The sequence below is a fragment of the Kumtagia ephedrae genome (assembly GCF_003012745.1).
Taxonomy (GTDB): domain Bacteria; phylum Pseudomonadota; class Alphaproteobacteria; order Rhizobiales; family Rhizobiaceae; genus Kumtagia; species Kumtagia ephedrae.
The window spans coordinates 64,747-80,504 of record NZ_PXYK01000014.1; the positions used below are offsets into that span (position 1 = coordinate 64,747).

The 15,758-nt window shown below is 67.9% G+C and carries 13 protein-coding genes; 8 read left to right on the forward strand and 5 right to left on the reverse strand.

What is annotated here, in order from left to right; all coding sequences use genetic code 11:
• Positions 1–63: 63 nt before the first annotated feature.
• A complete protein-coding gene (locus tag C7I84_RS15520; protein ID WP_106773113.1) occupies positions 64–822 on the reverse strand; it encodes an SDR family oxidoreductase in 759 nt (252 codons plus the stop codon).
• A gap of 313 nt (positions 823–1,135) precedes the next feature.
• Between C7I84_RS15520 and C7I84_RS15525 the strand changes: the two genes are divergently transcribed.
• The 7 genes from C7I84_RS15525 (at position 1,136) to C7I84_RS30035 (ending at position 8,442) form a co-directional block, all read left to right on the forward strand.
• Positions 1,136–2,389 (forward strand): sarcosine oxidase subunit beta, encoded by a 1,254-nt coding sequence (locus tag C7I84_RS15525; protein WP_106773114.1) that lies wholly within the window; start codon positions 1,136–1,138, stop codon positions 2,387–2,389.
• 12 nt (positions 2,390–2,401) lie between these two features.
• Positions 2,402–3,223, forward strand: coding sequence for an alpha/beta fold hydrolase (locus C7I84_RS15530; protein ID WP_106773115.1), 822 nt, complete (start codon positions 2,402–2,404; stop codon positions 3,221–3,223).
• 17 nt (positions 3,224–3,240) lie between these two features.
• Complete coding sequence (locus C7I84_RS15535) at positions 3,241–3,615, forward strand: sarcosine oxidase subunit delta (protein ID WP_106773116.1); 375 nt, start codon at positions 3,241–3,243, stop codon at positions 3,613–3,615.
• 214 nt (positions 3,616–3,829) lie between these two features.
• Entirely contained in the window at positions 3,830–6,919 is a 3,090-nt protein-coding gene (locus C7I84_RS15545) for a sarcosine oxidase subunit alpha (protein ID WP_106773117.1), read from the forward strand.
• The gene (locus C7I84_RS15550) at positions 6,912–7,481 is read left to right on the forward strand and encodes a sarcosine oxidase subunit gamma (protein ID WP_106773118.1); all 570 of its coding nucleotides are present in this window, start codon (positions 6,912–6,914) and stop codon (positions 7,479–7,481) included. The genes C7I84_RS15545 and C7I84_RS15550 overlap by 8 nt, the downstream gene beginning before the upstream one ends.
• 154 nt (positions 7,482–7,635) lie before the next feature.
• Positions 7,636–8,241, forward strand: a complete 606-nt coding sequence (locus C7I84_RS15555; RefSeq protein WP_165816093.1) for a cupin domain-containing protein — start codon at positions 7,636–7,638, stop codon at positions 8,239–8,241.
• A gap of 30 nt (positions 8,242–8,271) precedes the next feature.
• Positions 8,272–8,442, forward strand: a complete 171-nt coding sequence (locus C7I84_RS30035) for a hypothetical protein (protein WP_165816094.1) — start codon at positions 8,272–8,274, stop codon at positions 8,440–8,442.
• A 98-nt stretch (positions 8,443–8,540) separates the two neighbouring features.
• Here C7I84_RS30035 and C7I84_RS15560 read toward each other — a convergent pair whose 3' ends face one another.
• From C7I84_RS15560 to C7I84_RS15575, 4 genes are all read right to left on the reverse strand, one after another.
• Positions 8,541–9,014, reverse strand: coding sequence for a MaoC family dehydratase (locus C7I84_RS15560; protein ID WP_106773120.1), 474 nt, complete (start codon positions 9,012–9,014; stop codon positions 8,541–8,543).
• Positions 9,015–9,430: 416 nt separating this feature from the next.
• Positions 9,431–12,559 carry an efflux RND transporter permease subunit gene (locus C7I84_RS15565; protein ID WP_106773121.1) on the reverse strand — a complete coding sequence of 1,043 codons (3,129 nt, stop codon included), beginning with the start codon at positions 12,557–12,559 and terminating at the stop codon, positions 9,431–9,433.
• A gap of 12 nt (positions 12,560–12,571) precedes the next feature.
• Positions 12,572–13,750 (reverse strand): efflux RND transporter periplasmic adaptor subunit, encoded by a 1,179-nt coding sequence (locus C7I84_RS15570; RefSeq protein ID WP_106773122.1) that lies wholly within the window; start codon positions 13,748–13,750, stop codon positions 12,572–12,574.
• 185 nt (positions 13,751–13,935) lie between these two features.
• Positions 13,936–14,763: a MurR/RpiR family transcriptional regulator gene (locus C7I84_RS15575; protein WP_106773123.1), complete on the reverse strand. Its 828-nt coding sequence runs from the start codon at positions 14,761–14,763 to the stop codon at positions 13,936–13,938.
• Positions 14,764–14,913: 150 nt separating this feature from the next.
• Between C7I84_RS15575 and C7I84_RS15580 the strand changes: the two genes are divergently transcribed.
• Positions 14,914–15,702, forward strand: coding sequence for an N-formylglutamate amidohydrolase (locus C7I84_RS15580; protein WP_106773124.1), 789 nt, complete (start codon positions 14,914–14,916; stop codon positions 15,700–15,702).
• Positions 15,703–15,758 lie beyond the last annotated feature (56 nt).

The window sequence follows — 15,758 nt, forward strand, 5'->3', positions numbered from 1 at the left end:
GATTCCCACAGGCGTGCTTGAAGGACGCACTCGAACTTTGCATCGCCATTCGTCGCCGCCCGGTCACGTCCGGTTGATCGAAACCCCGCCGTCGGCCAGCAGCGCCGTGCCGGTGGTGAAGCTGGAGGCGTTGGAGGCGAGGTAGAGCGCCGAGGCGGCGATCTCATCCGGCCGGGCGATGCGCTTCAGCGCATGCAGTCCTTCGACGAAGGCGCGCTCGTCGGGCGTCTTGAAGGTCGCGGCCGGCGTGTCGGTGCCGCCCGGCAGCAGCGCGTTGACGCGGATGCAGTGCTTTCCGTATTCGGCCGCCAGCACCTGCGTCAGCCCGATCAGCCCGGCCTTCGCCGCCGCATAGGCGGCCATGCCCGGCATGCCGGCGGTGACGCCGACGAAACTGCCGGTGAAGATCAGCGAGCCGCCGCCGCGCTTCAGCATGGCCGGGATCTGGTGCTTCGCGGCGAGGAAGGCACTGGTCAGGTTGGTGTCGATCGTGTCGCGCCAGCCTTCGACCGAGACATCCGGCATCTCGCCCATCTCGCCGGTCGAGCCGGCATTGTTGAAGGCGATGTCGAGGCCGCCGAATTTTTCCGCTGCCAGCGCGACCAGCGCCTTCTGGTGGACCTCGTCGCGCACGTCGCCGGCCAGCGCGGCGGCCGTTCCGCCCCTCGCTTCGATTTCGGCGACGAGCCTTTCCAGCTCATCCGCGCGGCGGGCCGCCGCCACGACGGCAGCGCCGTGCTCGGCGAAGAGTTTTGCCGCCGCCCGGCCGATGCCGGACGACGCGCCGGTGACGATGGCGACCTTGTCGGTGAGATCGAACATGCTTTTGCTCCCTGTGCTGTGCCGACCAGAGCCGGCGATGGCGCGGTCGTCGCAGATCGGGAGCGGGGCAACCACCCGAAACGTGCCGGATTGTCTAAGTCCCTCAACGGCAATCGTGTTGACGGATTTCGCAATTGACGGGCCATCTCCCATTTTGAAATGGCAGGGGAGGGGAGGGCAGGCAGAAGCCCCGGCGCAAAGCGGCAAGGGCCGTCGCAATTAGCGCAAGGGTGACAGCCCGTTTTCGCTAGTGGTACACCTCGCGCGCCGGGCGGTGGTAGCAACCCGGCGCAAAGCGCGAGGCCCTGGAAACGTGAAAAAATATTCGGTCTTTGCCATCGCCCGCGAGGCCATGCGCGGCCACAAGGGCTGGCCGGAGCAGTGGAGCTCGCCCGAGCCGCGCTCCGAATACGACGTCATCATCGTCGGCGCCGGCGGGCACGGGCTGGCGACCGCCTATTACCTCGCCAAGGAGCACGGCATCACCAATGTCGCGGTGCTGGAAAAGGGCTGGCTGGGCGGCGGCAACACCGGCCGCAACACCACCATCATCCGCTCCAACTATCTCTACGACGAGTCCGCCGGCATCTACGACCACGCGGTAAAGCTGTGGGACGGGCTCAGCCAGGACCTCAACTACAACGTGATGTATTCGGCGCGCGGCGTCATGATGCTGGCGCACAATGTGCACGACGTGCAGGTGCTGAAGCGCCACGTGCACGCCAACCGGCTGAACGGCATCGACAATGAATGGCTGACGCCGGAGCAGGCCAAGGATTTCTGCCCGCCGCTGAATATCAGCCGGGAAGCGCGCTATCCGGTCGTGGGTGCGACGCTGCAGCGGCGCGGCGGCACGGCGCGGCACGACGCGGTCGCCTGGGGTTATGCGCGCGGGGCGAATGCACGCGGCGTGCACATCATCCAGAACTGCGAGGTGACCGGCATCCGCCGCGCTTCCGACGGCCGCGTCACCGGCGTCGACACTTCGAAGGGGTTCATCGGCGCCGAGAAGGTCGGCGTGGTGGCGGCCGGGCACACCTCGGTGCTGATGGACATGGCCGGCGTGCGCATGCCGCTGGAGAGCTATCCCTTGCAGGCGCTGGTGTCGGAGCCGGTCAAACCGGTGTTCCCCTGCGTGGTGATGTCGAACACCGTGCATGCCTATATCTCGCAGTCCGACAAGGGCGAGCTGGTGATCGGCGCCGGCACCGACCAGTATACTTCCTACTCACAGACGGGTGGGCTGCACATCCTCAACCATACGCTCGACGCCATCTGCGAGATGTTCCCGATGTTCGGCCGCATGAAGATGCTGCGCTCCTGGGGCGGCATCGTCGACGTGACGCCGGACCGCTCGCCGATCCTCGCCAAGACGCCGGTCAAGGGGCTCTACGTCAATTGCGGCTGGGGCACGGGCGGCTTCAAGGCGACGCCCGGCTCCGGCCATGTCTTTGCCCACACCATCGCCCGCGACGAGCCGCATCCGATCAACGCGCCGTTCACGCTGGAACGTTTTCGCACCGGCCGGCTGATCGACGAGGCCGCCGCCGCCGCGGTGGCGCACTAGGGTCCGCAGCCGATGTGGACCGTCGATCGAAGGGCGAATACCCGGGCAGGCGAGGTCGCCTGGGGGAAGGCCGGCAGCGGGCCGGATCTCGTGCTCGCGCATGGCTGGCCCTGGTCGTCGTTCAGCTGGCACCGCGTGATCCCGGCGCTAACCCGGCACTTCACGGTCCACTGGTACGACATGCCGGGTTATGGCCGGTCCGACATGGACGGCGACCGGTCGACGGCGCTGGACGTGCAGGGAGAGGTGTTCGCCGAAATGCTGGGCTTCTGGCGCTTGTCCAATCCGAACGTCGTCGCCCACGACATGGGCGGCGCCGTCACGCTGCGCGCCCACCTGCTCGGCGGCGTCGGCTACGAGAGGCTGGTGCTGATGAATGTCGTGGCGCTCAGCCCGTGGGGGTCGGCCTTCTTCGACCATGTCGGCCGTCACATCGAAGCGTTCACCGGTCTGCCGCCGCATATCCATGAGGCCGTCGCCGGCGCGTATATCAAGGGCGCACTGGTCAATGATCTCTCCGGCGACGATTTCGAGCGGCTTCGGGCGCCGTGGCTGAGCGAGGAAGGGCGGGCAAGCTTCTACGCCCAGTTCGCTCAGGCGGACGAACGGTACACGCGGGAATTCGAGGACGGGCTGGATGCGATCCGCTGTCCCGTTGCGATTCTGTGGGGCGAGAACGATCCCTGGATACCGATCGCGCGCGGACGCCTGCTGCACGAGAAGATACCGCATTCGAGCTTCGAAGCGCTGGCCGGCGTCGGCCATCTGCCGCAGCTCGAAGCGCCGGACCGGATCGGTGCCCGTCTGCTGAACGCACTTCAGATATCAAGCTAGTCGAGGACGTCGGTTCAATGCTTCTCATCCGCTGCCCCTATTGCGAGGAAGAGCGTCCGGAGCTGGAATTCCGGCATGCCGGCGAGGCGCATGTCGCCCGCTCCGGCGACATCGCCGCGATCTCCGACGAGGATTTCGAAAAGTTCTTCTTCATCCGCTCCAACCCGAAGGGGGTGGTGTTCGAGCGCTGGCGGCACGTGCATGGCTGCGCCCGCTTCTTCAACGCGGCGCGCAACACGGTCACCGACAGGTTTCTGGTGACCTACAAGGCCGGCGAGCCGAAGCCGGAGATTTCCGCCGAGGACGCGGGGCCGGCGGCGTGGGCGAATCGCGAGCCGGCGGAGCTGAACGAGACATCGTCTTCCAGGCTCAAGGAGCAGGTGACGGAATGATGCGGCGCTCCTTCGCACCCCCCTCTGTCCTGCCGGACATCTCCCCCGCAAGGGGGGAGATTGCCCTGACCGCTCGCATTTCGCCAATCGCCAACGTTGCAAGGAGGGCGGCTTCGATGAAGCTGCCAATCTCCCCCCTTGCGGGGGAGATGTCCGGCAGGACAGAGGGGGGTGCGACAGGGCGCCGTCCAAGCACGATTTTCACGGGTGCCGCATGACCCAGCCCTTCCGCATTTCCGGCGCCGGGCGCCTGACGCCGGCGCGCAGCCTGCGCTTCACCTTCGACGGCAAGCATCTTTCCGGCGTTTCCGGCGACACGCTGGCCTCGGCGCTGCTCGCCAACGGCGTGCACCTTACCGGCCGCTCGTTCAAGTACCACCGGCCGCGCGGCATCCTGTCCGCGGGTGCGGAGGAGCCGAACGCGCTGGTCGGCGTCGAGCGCGATTCGGCGCGCAGGACGCCCAACGTGCGGGCCACCGTGCAGGAGCTCTATGACGGGCTGACGGCGGTCTCGCAGAACCGCTGGCCGTCGCTGTCCTTCGATGTCGGTGCGATGAACGACCTGGCGTCGCCGATGTTCTCGGCCGGCTTCTACTACAAGACATTCATGTGGCCGAAGGCGGCCTGGAAGAAGGTTTACGAGCCGAAGATCCGCGCGGCGGCAGGGCTGGGCGTGGCGCCGGACCAGCCGGACCCGGACCACTATGCCTCGCGCTTCGCCCATTGCGACGTGCTGGTCGTCGGCGGCGGCGCGGCGGGCATCGCGGCGGCACTCGCGGCGGCCGAGAGCGGGGTGCGGGTGATCCTCGCGGACGAGCAGGCGGAGTTCGGCGGCGCGCTGCGCTACGAGGCGGGCGCGAAGATCGACGGCACGGACGGCTGGGCCTGGGCGCAGCAGAGCGTCGCCAAGCTGGCGGCAATGGACAACGTCCGGCTGCTGCCGCGCACCACTGCCTTCGGCTATTATGCGCAGAACTTCGTCGGGCTGGTCGAGCGCGTCACCGACCATGTCGCGAGGCCGGACAGGCATGCGGCGCGCGAGCGGCTGTGGCAGGTACGCGCCAAGCGCGTCGTGCTCGCCACAGGCGCGATCGAACGGCATATGGTGTTCGCCGACAACGACCGGCCGGGCGTCATGCTGGCGTCGGCGGCGCGTGCCTATCTCAACCATTACGGCGTCGCCGTCGGCAGGACGGTAGGCGTCTATACGGCGAACGATTCCGCCTATTACGCGGCGCTCGACCTGAAGAAGGCCGGCGTCAATGTCGCGGCGATCGTCGACCTGCGCGACAACCCGTCGGGCCCGGCGGTCGAGGAGGCGCGGGCGCTTGGCATCGAGGTCAATCACGGCCGTGCGGTGACGAAGGTCGGCGGCAAGCTGCGGGTGTCGTCGATGACGATCGAGCCGAAGGGCGGCGGTGGTGGGCGCACGGTGGCCATTGACGCGCTGCTGACTTCGTCGGGCTGGACGCCTTCGGTTCACCTGTTCTCGCAGTCGTGCGGAAAAGTGGCGTTCGACGAGGCGACGAAGCGTTTCCTGCCGGGTACCTACGCGCAGGACTGCGTGTCGGTGGGCGCCTGCAACGGCACGGACGGGCTGGAGGCGACGGTCGCCGAAGCGTTTGATGCCGGGGAGAAGGCGGCCAGGGAGGCCGGTGGAACTCGTGCAAAGGCACCCCCACCCCTTACCCCTCCCCTCAAGGGGGAGGGGGATTCTGAGGCGTTTACGCCCCCCTCCCCCTTGAGGGGAGGGGTAAGGGGTGGGGGTAGTGGCCATCCTGTGGTCGATGCCTCTGAATCCTGGGCCGGCGGCATGCTGGGCAGCGGACCCGGTGCCGGCGCCGGCACGACCGTGAAGGCGTTCATCGACTTCCAGAACGACGTGACGGCCAAGGACATCCGCCAGGCGGTGCATGAGGGCATGCGCTCGATCGAGCATGTGAAGCGCTTCACCACCAATGGCATGGCGACCGACCAGGGCAAGACGTCGAACATGCATGGCCTTGCCATTGCCGCCGAGACGCTGGGCAAGCCGATCCCCGCGGTCGGGCTCACCACGTTCCGCGCGCCCTATACGCCGGTGACCTTCGGCTCGATCGTCGGCCACGCCAAGGGCAAGCTGTTCGACCCGACGCGGCGCACGCCGATCCACCCCTGGGCCGAGCGCCAAGGCGCGGTGTTCGAGGATGTCGGCCAGTGGAAGCGCGCCTGGTATTTTCCACGCGCCGGCGAGGACATGCACGCCGCCGTCAACCGCGAATGCGTGACGGTGCGGCAGGCCGCCGGCCTGTTCGACGCCTCGACGCTCGGCAAGATCGAGGTGGTCGGGCCGGACGCGGCGAAATTCATGGAGCTGCTCTACACCAACCCGTGGGAGAAGCTCGACGCCGGCCGCTGCCGCTACGGCATCATGCTGCGCGAGGACGGTTTCATCTACGACGACGGCGTGGTCGGCAGGCTGGCGCCGGACCGGTTCCACGTGACGACGACGACCGGGGGCGCGGCGCGCGTCATGAACATGATGGAGGATTATCTCCAGACCGAGTTCCCGCATCTGAACGTCTGGCTCACCTCGATCTCCGAGCAGTGGGCGGTGATCGCGGTGCAGGGGCCGAAAAGCCGGGAGACCATCGCGCCGCTGGTGGAAGGGATCGACCTTTCCGACGCGGCATTCCCGCACATGTCGGTGCGCGAGGGAAAGATTTGCGGGGTACCCACGAGATTGTTCCGCATGTCCTTCACCGGCGATCGCGGTTTCGAGGTGAACGTGCCGGCCGACTACGGCGAAGCCGTCTGGGAGGCGCTGTGGGCGGAGGGCCAGAAACATGGCGCCTGCGCCTACGGCACGGAGGCGATGCATGTGCTGCGCGCCGAAAAGGGCTACATCATCGTCGGCCAGGACACCGACGGCACGGTGACGCCGGCCGATGCCAGCGTCGACTGGGCGATCGGCAAGAAGAAGAAGGATTTCGTCGGCATACGCGGGCTGTCGCGGCCCGACCTCGTGGCAGCGGGCAGAAAACAGCTTGTCGGGCTGAAGACGCGCGACCCGAAGATCGTGCTGGAGGAAGGCGCGCAGATCGTCGGCGATCCCAAGCAGCCGATCCCAATGAAGATGATCGGTCACGTCACCTCGAGCTACTGGTCGGAGAATTGCGGCCATTCGATCGCGCTGGCGCTGGTCGTCGACGGCAAGTCGCGTTTGGGCGACACGCTCCATGTGCCGATGCCGGACGGCACGGTCGAGGTCGAGGTGACGGGCATGGTGTTCTACGATCCGAAGGGAGAGCGCCTCAATGGCTAAGGCCGCCGCGAAGACCGCAACCACGGGAACCCTCCGCCGGCCGGCATTGGCCGGGCGCGAGGTGCTGGCGGGCGGCGCACGCCTATCGGTGCTGCCGCCGGCCGAGCGCATGTCGCTGCGCGCGCCGGCCGCCTCGGTGGCGGCGCTGTCCAGGGCGCTCGGGCTCGACCTGCCGGTGAAGCCGAAGACGTCGGCGTCGTCGGGCGCGCGCACGGCGCTGTGGCTCGGGCCGGACGAATGGCTGGTGATCGACCAGACCGGCGATCCGCTCGCCGACTGCGCCAAGGTCAAGGCGCTGCATTCGGCCGTCGGCATCTCGCACCGCAACGTCGCCATCTCGGCGTCTGGGCCGGGTGCGGAGGCGACGCTCGCCGCCGGCTGCCCGCAGGATCTGTCGCTGCAAACCTTCCCGGTCGGCGCCTGCTCGCGCACCATTCTGGGCAAGGTCGAGATCGTGATTCTCAGGACCGCCGAGGATGCGTTCCGAGTCGAGTGCTGGCGGTCGTTTTCGGACTATGTGCTCGATTTCCTGACGGAAGCGGCGGGGGATGCGGCTGGCTAGCACCGTCAAGAACCGAACGGCTCAGCGAGTTGCGGCAGCTCGCGAGGGCTGACCTGCCAGCCATTCGACCGCGCCACATTCTTTGCTAAGATATGGCGACGGCGCCAAGCGGTGCCGCCGAATGCGTTCGCCCATGTGCCGCATGGATTTCGCAATGCAATCGCTCCCGCCCGCCGGTACGCGTATCCGCAACGATTTCAACGGTGAAACCTTCATCTTCACCCATATGGACGACGAGGCGGACGAGGTCCGGTCCGAGGTTTTCCTCGAGCGCGGCGGCATGCTGACGGGCACCGGGCGGCAGCATCTCCATCCAAATGCCGACGAGGAATTCATCGTGCAGACCGGCATGCTGCGGATCATGGTCGATGGCTCCTGGCACACGCTCGGGCCGGGGGAGGGCCTGGTGGTGACGCGCGGCACGCCGCATCTGTTCCGCAACGGCCATGACGGCAAGACGCTGTTCACCGCCAAATTCCGGCCCGCCCACGATTTCCTGCGCCTGTTCCTAAACATGTCGATGAACATCGCCAACAACCCGTCCTGGTACGACGCCAAGGGCGAACCGCCATTGCTTCTGCAGGCCCTGGCGCTGCATGCCTTCCGTGGACATGCCTACGGACACGGCATCCCGATCTGGGTCCAGAAGCTGTTGTTCGCCGTGCTGGGGCCGGTCGCGTTGCTCAAGGGCTATCGGCTGGCGATGCCGCCGCGGAGCCGGCGGCAACCGCAGGCAAAGCCGCGGGCGGCAAAATCTTGATGTTGCCGTTGGGCATGTCATAGTGCCGGGATGAGTGCGCCCAGACCACCCAAGGACGAACTGCCGCCGAAAGACCGGCCGGATGATGACGAGACTCTTGAACAGGAACTCGACGAGGGCCTGGAGGATTCGTTCCCGGCGAGCGATCCGGTCTCGGTGACCTCGACAGCCATTCCCGGCGGGCCGGGCAAGAAGCGCTGAGCGCGGGAACCGCAGGAGACAGTTTACTTTGTTTCCGCCCGCGCCACCCTTGAAGCGCATCTGCCTTTCCGCGGAAAAAAGTAAACTGTCCCCAGCACTTATCCCTCCTCCGGCTGAATGAACGCCAGCGTCAGCCAGCGTGCGGTGAGCGCCGGTTTCTGCGATCCCTCGATCTCGATGGTCACGTCATGGGCGATCTCGATCCAGCCGGACGGGCGCGCCTTGAGCTTGGCCAGCACGAAGCGGGTGCGGATGCGCGATCCGGTCTTGACGGGGGCGACGAAGCGCAGCGTGTCGAAGCCGTGGTTGATGCCGATGTCGGCGCCCGCGATGCGCGGGATCGTCTCGAATGCCATCGCCGACAGCAGCGACACGGTGAGGAAGCCGTGGGCGATGGTGCCGCCGAACGCCGTCTCCCTGGCCGCTCGCTCGGGGTCGCAGTGGATGAACTGGTGGTCGTCGGTGGCGTCGGCGAACTGGTCGATCATATGCTGCGTCACGACGCGCCAGGGCGAGACGCCGGCTTCCTGGCCGACGCCGGCGAGGGCCTGTTCGAGGGTGATGGTGTTCAATGGCGCTTCCTTCCGGATGCCGTCGGCAAGATGTCGAAGCCGGCAGTTTCGGCCGGGCAGTGATACTGAATAGGAAGGTGGATGTCACCGGGAGAGCCGACGCTCAAGATCTGCGCGAAAGGTCGCGCTCGTCCGCCTGGACCCCGCCCGCCTCGCTTCGCCCGGCACCCTCCCCTCAATAGGGGGAGGGGAATCGCATATGGCAAACAGCGATGAATTTCGCTGCTTCGTACCCCACCCCCAACCCCTCCCCACAAGGGGGAGGGGGACTTTGTGGCCGCCATGTCGCACGAAACCGTCGACGATTGGCGCCTGGCGGAGAGGCCAGCCCGTCCCCCTCCCCCTTGTGGGGAGGGGTTAGGGGTGGGGGTGAACCCATATGCGATAGCCCTGCCTCAATAGGGGAGAGCGGCCGCCTACTCCGCCGGCTCGACGCCGGTATAGGCGGCTTCCTGCAGCTCGCGCTTCAGCCGCGCCTGCTCGTCGGCATGCGGGGTGACGAAGCGGCCGAGCAGCAGATAGGCGACGGGGGTCAGGAAGAGCGTCGACAGGGTCGCCAGCCCCAGCCCGCCGACGATGACCCAGCCGAGCGCGATGCGGGCCTCGGCGCCGGCGCCGGTGGCGAGGATCAGCGGCAGGCCGCCGAGCACGGTGCAGATCATGGTCATCATCACCGGCCGCAGGCGGATGAGCGAGGCCTGCTCGATCGCCTCGCGCACGCCGAGGCCGCGGTCGCGCAACTGGTTGGCGAACTCGACGATGAGGATGCCGTTCTTGGCCATCACGCCGACCAGCAGCACCAGGCCGATCTGGCTGTAGGCGTTGAGCGAGGTGCCGGTGATCAGCAGCGCATAGACGGCGCAGGCGAGCCCGAGCGGCACGGTCGCCATGATGATGATGGCGCTGATGAAGCTCTCGAACTGCGCGGCGAGCACCAGCAGGATGATCACCAGCGCGAAGCCGAAGATGGTGAGCATGCCGCTCGACGTCTCGGTGAGCGTCGCCGCCTCGGCCAGCGGGATGATGCGGCTGCCGGCCGGCAGCAGCGGCTCCGCCACCTGCTCGGCCGCCCGCAGCGCGTCGCCGAGGGCGAAGCCGGGGGTAAGGCCGGCGGTTATGGCGACGGCGCGCAACTGCTGCTCGCGCTGCAGCGAGGGCGGCACGGCGCGTTCGGTCAGCGTCGCGAAGGTCGACACCGGCACGTAGCGGCCGTCGGTCGCCTTGGCGAAGACGTTTTCCAGGTCGGTCGGATCATTGACCGGATTGCTGGTGGAGATCAGCTTCACCGGATAGCTGCGGTCCTCGATGAAGACCTCAGCCACCTCGCGGCCGTCGAGCATGGCCTGGATGGTGTCGGACAGGCCGGTGATGTTGATGCCGAGGTCGGAGGCGCGCTCGCGGTCGATCTCCACCTGGAGCTGCGGCTGCGTGGCGTCGGTCGACAGCCGCGGCTGGTCGAAGCGCGGATCCTTCTCCAGCTCGGCGATGATCCGGTTCGCCACCTCGCCGAGCTCGGCATAGCTGTTGCCGACGACGGCGAATTGCAGGCCGCTGCCGGCGCCGCGAATGCCGAGGCTGTTGGGCGAGAACGGGAAGGCGCGCACGCCCGGCACCTGCTTGGCCAGACGGTCGATGTCGGCGACGATCTGCTGGGCACCGCGCTCGCGCTCGTCCCACGGCGCCAGCGCCATGACCATGAAGCCGCTGTTGGTCGTGTTGTTCATGCCGGCATTGGCGAAGATGCTGACGATCTCGCCGCGGTCGCGCAGCGGCTGCACGAGCTCCTCGATGCGGCGTATCTGCTGGGTGGTGTAGTCGAGGCTGACGCCCTGCGGGGTGGTGATGCGCAGCATCGCCATCGAGCGGTCCTCGGGCGGCGTCAGTTCCTGGCGGATCATGCCGAAGACGCCCCAGGCGCCCGCGGCGAACAGCACCGAGACGAGGATGACGATGAGCGGCGCGTTGAGGCAGGAGATCAGGCAGCGCTTGTAGAGGGCGGCGAGCCCGCTGCCCAGCCGGCCGATCGGGCCGTGGTGATGCGCCTCGCCGCTGTGGGCTCTCAGCATGCGCGAGGCGAGCATGGGGCAGAGCGACAGCGCCACCACCGACGACAGCAGCACCGCCATCGCCAGCACGAAGCCGAACTCGCGGAACAGGCCGCCGGTCTGGCCGGGCAGGAAGGAGAGCGGGACGAAGACGGCGGCGAGCGTGGCGGTGGTGGCGATCACCGCGAAGAACACTTCCTGGGTGCCGAGCACGGCGGCTGCGCGCGGACCCATGCCCTCGTTGCGGCGGCGCACGATGTTCTCCAGCACGACGATGGCGTCGTCGACCACCAGGCCGGTGGCGAGCACCAGCGCCAGCAGGGTGAGGATGTTGATCGAGAAGCCGGCGAGATAGATCGCCGCGATCGTGCCGATCAGCGCCACCGGCATGGCGAGGCCCGGGATGAGCGTCGCGCGCCAGTCGAGCAGGAACAGGTAGATGACCAGCAGCACGATGGTGACCGACAGGCCGAGCGCGATCTCCACCTCGTGGATGGCGCCGTTGACGAAGATGGCGTCGTCGCTGTTGACGCGGATGTTCATCCCTTCGGGCAGCGTCTGCTGGATGCGCTGCGCGGCGGCGCGCACGCCGTCCGAGATGTCCAGCGTGTTCGACTGCGCCTGGCGGATGATGCCGAGCCCGATGCCGGTCTTGCCGTCGGAGCGCAGCGACGTCGTGTTGGGATCGCCGCCGAGCGTCACGGTGGCGACGTCGCGCAGCTTGGTGCGGCCGGCGATGACGATGTTCTCGAAAGCCTCGGGCGTGGTGACGTTGGCGGTGGCCCGGACGATGAGGTCCTGGTTGGTGGTTGTCAGCGAGCCGGCCGGCGTGTCGAAGGCGACGGAGGCCAGCGCGTCGCGGATGTCGACGACGGTCAGCCCGTAGCTGGCGATCTTGGCCTGGTTGATGTCGACGCGGAAGATCTTCTCGCGGTCGCCGTAGACCTGGACGTCGGCGACGCCGGGGACGGCGGCGAGCACGTCGGAAATCTCGTCCTCGACCAGGATCGTCATGTCCTCGACCGACATGGTGTCGGAGGTGATGGCGAGCCGCATCACCGCGTCGGCATTGGCGTCGGCCTTGACGATGCGCGGCGGGTCCATGTCGGTGGGGAGCTGGTTCTGGATGCGGCTCACCGCGTCGCGCGCGTCCGAGGCGGCGACGTCGAGGTCGACGCCGTCGTTGAACTCCATGGTGACGCGGCTGCGGCCGTAGGAGGAGGTCGACGAGATCGCCTTGACGCCGGAGACGCGCGCCACGGCGCCCTCGATGACGGCGGTCACCTCGCGGTCGATGGTCTCGCCGGCGGCGCCCTCGAAATCGGCGTTGATGGTGATCACCGGCCGGTCGACGTCCGGCAGCTCGCGGATCTCGACGCCGTAGAAGGCGGCCAGGCCGGCGACGACGATCAGCGTGTTGAGCACGAAGGCGAGCACCGGACGGCGCACGAACAGGGCGGTGATGCCCTTGCCGCCGGCTTCGCCCGTGGTCTCGCTCATCGGCCGCCGCTCCTACGACCCGCTGCGCCGCGTCGCCGGCGCGGCGGGGCCGCCGTCTCCGGCCGGCTCGGCGCCGGCGATCAGCAGCTCGGCGCCCTCGCGGACGAGGTGGATGCCTTCGGTCACGACCTGGTCGCCGACGGCGAGACTGCCGGCGACCAGCACGTTCTCGGTGTTGCGCTGGACGATGCGCACGGGCACGCGCGTGCCGAGGCCGGCGCGCACGGTCCACACGAAGGCGCCGTCGGAACCCCATTGGATCGCCAGCGGGTTGACGGACGGGTAGCTGTCGCCGGGAAAACGCATGGACACCTGGAACGACATGCCGGCGCGCAGCGTGTCGTCCTCGTTGGCGATGCGGGCGCGCACCAGCAAGGTGCGGCTCTGCTCGTCCAGCCGGTTGTCGACGGCGCTGACGACGCCCTCGAGCAGGTCGCTCGGGCGGGCGATCGAGGTCGCGGTGAGCGGCTCGCCGACCGCGATGAGGCCGGCATAGCGCTCCGGCACCCAGAAATCGACGATGATCGACGAGCGGTCGTCGACCATGGCGATCTGCGTCTCGGCGGTGACGTAGTTGCCGACCTCGACCGGCAGGATGCCGACGATGCCGGCGATCGGCGCGACGATGGCGCGCCTGTCGAGCGCGAGCTCGGCGTCGCGCAGGGCAAGGCGCGCGTTGTCCACGGCGAGCTGCGCCTCGGTGACCTGGACGGTGGAGGCGGCGTTGGACGAGCGCAGCGCGGTGACGCGCGTAACCCGTGCCTGCGCGTCCTCGAGGGCGATCCTGGCGCGGTCGACGGCGATCTCCTCGCCATCCGAGTCGAGCCGTGCCAGTACGTCGCCGCGCGCCACCCGGGCGCCGGGCTCGACCAGGAGCTCGGTCAGCCGGCCCGAGGAATAGGGTTTTATGGAAACGGAGGCGTTGGCGCGGCCCGTGCCGATCGCCGACAGCTTGTCGTTGATGGTCGCGGCCGTCACCGGCGCGGTGACGACGGTGGCCGGCCGGCGCGCGGCCTGGCCGGCCGCCTGACCGCCTGCCTCGTCCGATCCGGACGTGGCGGCGCGGGCCCAGTCGGCCTCGATGCCCCAGCCGGCAAGGATATCCGGCGCGCCCGGATAGTAGCGGACCCAGGCGAAGGCCGCTGCGGCGAGCAGCACGATCGCGATCACCAGTTGTTTCCAGGCCGCCATCGGCGCTCCGCAGGTTAGATGCTACCCGGTCGGCAGAACGGCAGACATTGTGCCGGCGTGCAGAAAGCACCGCACGCATCATAGCCGATTTTGTCAGCGACGCTTATGTCGTTTTCCGGGCGCCTTGGCACCTAAATTATCCGTAAGGTAAGCGCCGACGCCTGGGGTCGGCGCGCCTTGCCCGATCAGCGCAGGCTTTCCATGTCGCGGATGCGGCGGCCCGCTTCCGGCTCCAGCGCCTGGGTGAGGCCGCCGATCAGCGTCTCGGCCACCACCAACAGCGCCGCCGAGGAATCCCAGGGCGACGGCATGCCGGTGCGGCCGGCGACCACGTGGCGGGCGAAGCGGGCGATCGGCGACAGCCACTGGTCGGTGAACAGCACGATCTGCACGCCGCGCCGGTTCGCCGTCTCGGCGAAACGCAGCAGGCTGTCCTGGTAGCGGCGGATGTCGAAGACCAGCAACACGTCGCGCCTGCCCATGTCGATGAGACGGTCGCGCCAGTTGCTTTCCTGGCCGGCGAGATGGAAGACGCCGGGCCGGACGATCGCCAGATGCGCCGCCATGTAGCGGGCGAGCGGGTCGGTGAAGCGCCCGCCGATCAGATAGATGCTCGACCGCCTGCCGGCGAGCAGCGCCACGATGTCGTCGAGCTGGCGGGCCGAGACGTGGCGGAAGGTCTCGCGGATGTTGTCGAGCGTCGCCTCCACAGCCGGCGAAGCGCCGCCGGCGTCGGTCCGCCTTGGTGCCGCGGCGCGCGATGCCGGCGACTGCAGCTGCTCGGCGAGCTCGTCCTGGAGGGCGGCCTGGAACTCCGGATAATTCTGGAAGCCGAGGCGCGAAACGAAGCGCAGGATCGTCGGCGAGCTGACGCCCGCGGCTACCGAGAAGTCGGCGACGGTCTTCAGGCCGATCAGCGGGTAGTTGGCGACCAGCGTCTGCGCGGCGCGGCGCTCGCCCGCCGGCATGCCGTCCATCCGCTCGGCGATCCGCTCGGCGACGCTGGCTTCCAACTGCTTACCTCCCAAGGCTCGCCTCGACTTTCCGCACAATGCCAAAAGCCGTTTGACAAACTCCGGCGAAGTGTATGAAATCATCCGCGATGGCGCAATGACAAGCTGGAACGTATCATTCGTTACAGCGCCGCGGGGAACGGGGAAGCAATGCACGATCGTCCGGCGGCCTTCGCGGGCCGCTTCGAACCCGTAAGTATCAGCAACGAAAGCGGTGCCAGCCGCTTCGTGCTGCTTTGCGATCACGCCTCGAATTTCCTGCCGCCGGAATTGGCGTCGCTCGGGCTTCCGGCCGCCGCGCTCGATTCCCATATCGCCTGGGATCCCGGGGCCCTGCCCGTCGCACGCCTGCTTTCGCGGAAACTGGACGCGGCGCTGGTCGAATCGCGGGTGTCGCGGCTCGCCATCGACTGCAATCGTGCGCTGGACGCACCCGACCTAGTCCCGACGATCAGCGAGACCACAGCCATTCCGGGAAACGAAAACCTTTCCCCTGCGCAGCGGGAGGCGCGCATCGCGTTATCCTGGCAACCATTTCACCAGGCGGTGGGCGGCCTCGTCGATGAACGGCTCAAGGCCGGCCGGGAGACCTGGCTGGTTTCGCTGCATTCGTTCACGCCGGTCTACAAGGGGGTAGGCCGACCCTGGCAGATCGGCATATTGCACGACGACGACGTCCGGCTCTCCGCAGCGATGGCCGATGCTCTTCAACGGCGAGGCGACATCGTGGTCGGCGACAACCAGCCCTACTCACCGGCGGACCGCGTCTACTTCACGCTGGAGCGCCATGCGCGGTCGCGCGGGCTGCCGTGCGCCATGATCGAAATCCGCAACGACGAGATCCGGGACGAAGCCGGACAAAGGAAGTGGGGGGATCTGCTCGCGGGCATTCTTGCGCAGGTAGAGCCGACGATCGATGCCTTGCAGGTTGCCGGATGACCGGATGGAATGTCACCATCGGCCTCCGTCCGGCCTGTACGGCCGAGATGTCCGGC

Coding starts and splice junctions, on each gene's coding strand:
- C7I84_RS15570 (WP_106773122.1), bottom strand. CDS start 13,750: ATGGCGGCCTGGAAACAACTGGTGATCGCGATCGTGCTGCTCGCCGCA.
- C7I84_RS15535 (WP_106773116.1), top strand. CDS start 3,241: ATGCTTCTCATCCGCTGCCCCTATTGCGAGGAAGAGCGTCCGGAGCTG.
- C7I84_RS15580 (WP_106773124.1), top strand. CDS start 14,914: ATGCACGATCGTCCGGCGGCCTTCGCGGGCCGCTTCGAACCCGTAAGT.
- C7I84_RS15545 (WP_106773117.1), top strand. CDS start 3,830: ATGACCCAGCCCTTCCGCATTTCCGGCGCCGGGCGCCTGACGCCGGCG.
- C7I84_RS15555 (WP_165816093.1), top strand. CDS start 7,636: ATGCAATCGCTCCCGCCCGCCGGTACGCGTATCCGCAACGATTTCAAC.
- C7I84_RS15550 (WP_106773118.1), top strand. CDS start 6,912: ATGGCTAAGGCCGCCGCGAAGACCGCAACCACGGGAACCCTCCGCCGG.
- C7I84_RS30035 (WP_165816094.1), top strand. CDS start 8,272: ATGAGTGCGCCCAGACCACCCAAGGACGAACTGCCGCCGAAAGACCGG.
- C7I84_RS15530 (WP_106773115.1), top strand. CDS start 2,402: ATGTGGACCGTCGATCGAAGGGCGAATACCCGGGCAGGCGAGGTCGCC.
- C7I84_RS15520 (WP_106773113.1), bottom strand. CDS start 822: ATGTTCGATCTCACCGACAAGGTCGCCATCGTCACCGGCGCGTCGTCC.
- C7I84_RS15565 (WP_106773121.1), bottom strand. CDS start 12,559: ATGAGCGAGACCACGGGCGAAGCCGGCGGCAAGGGCATCACCGCCCTG.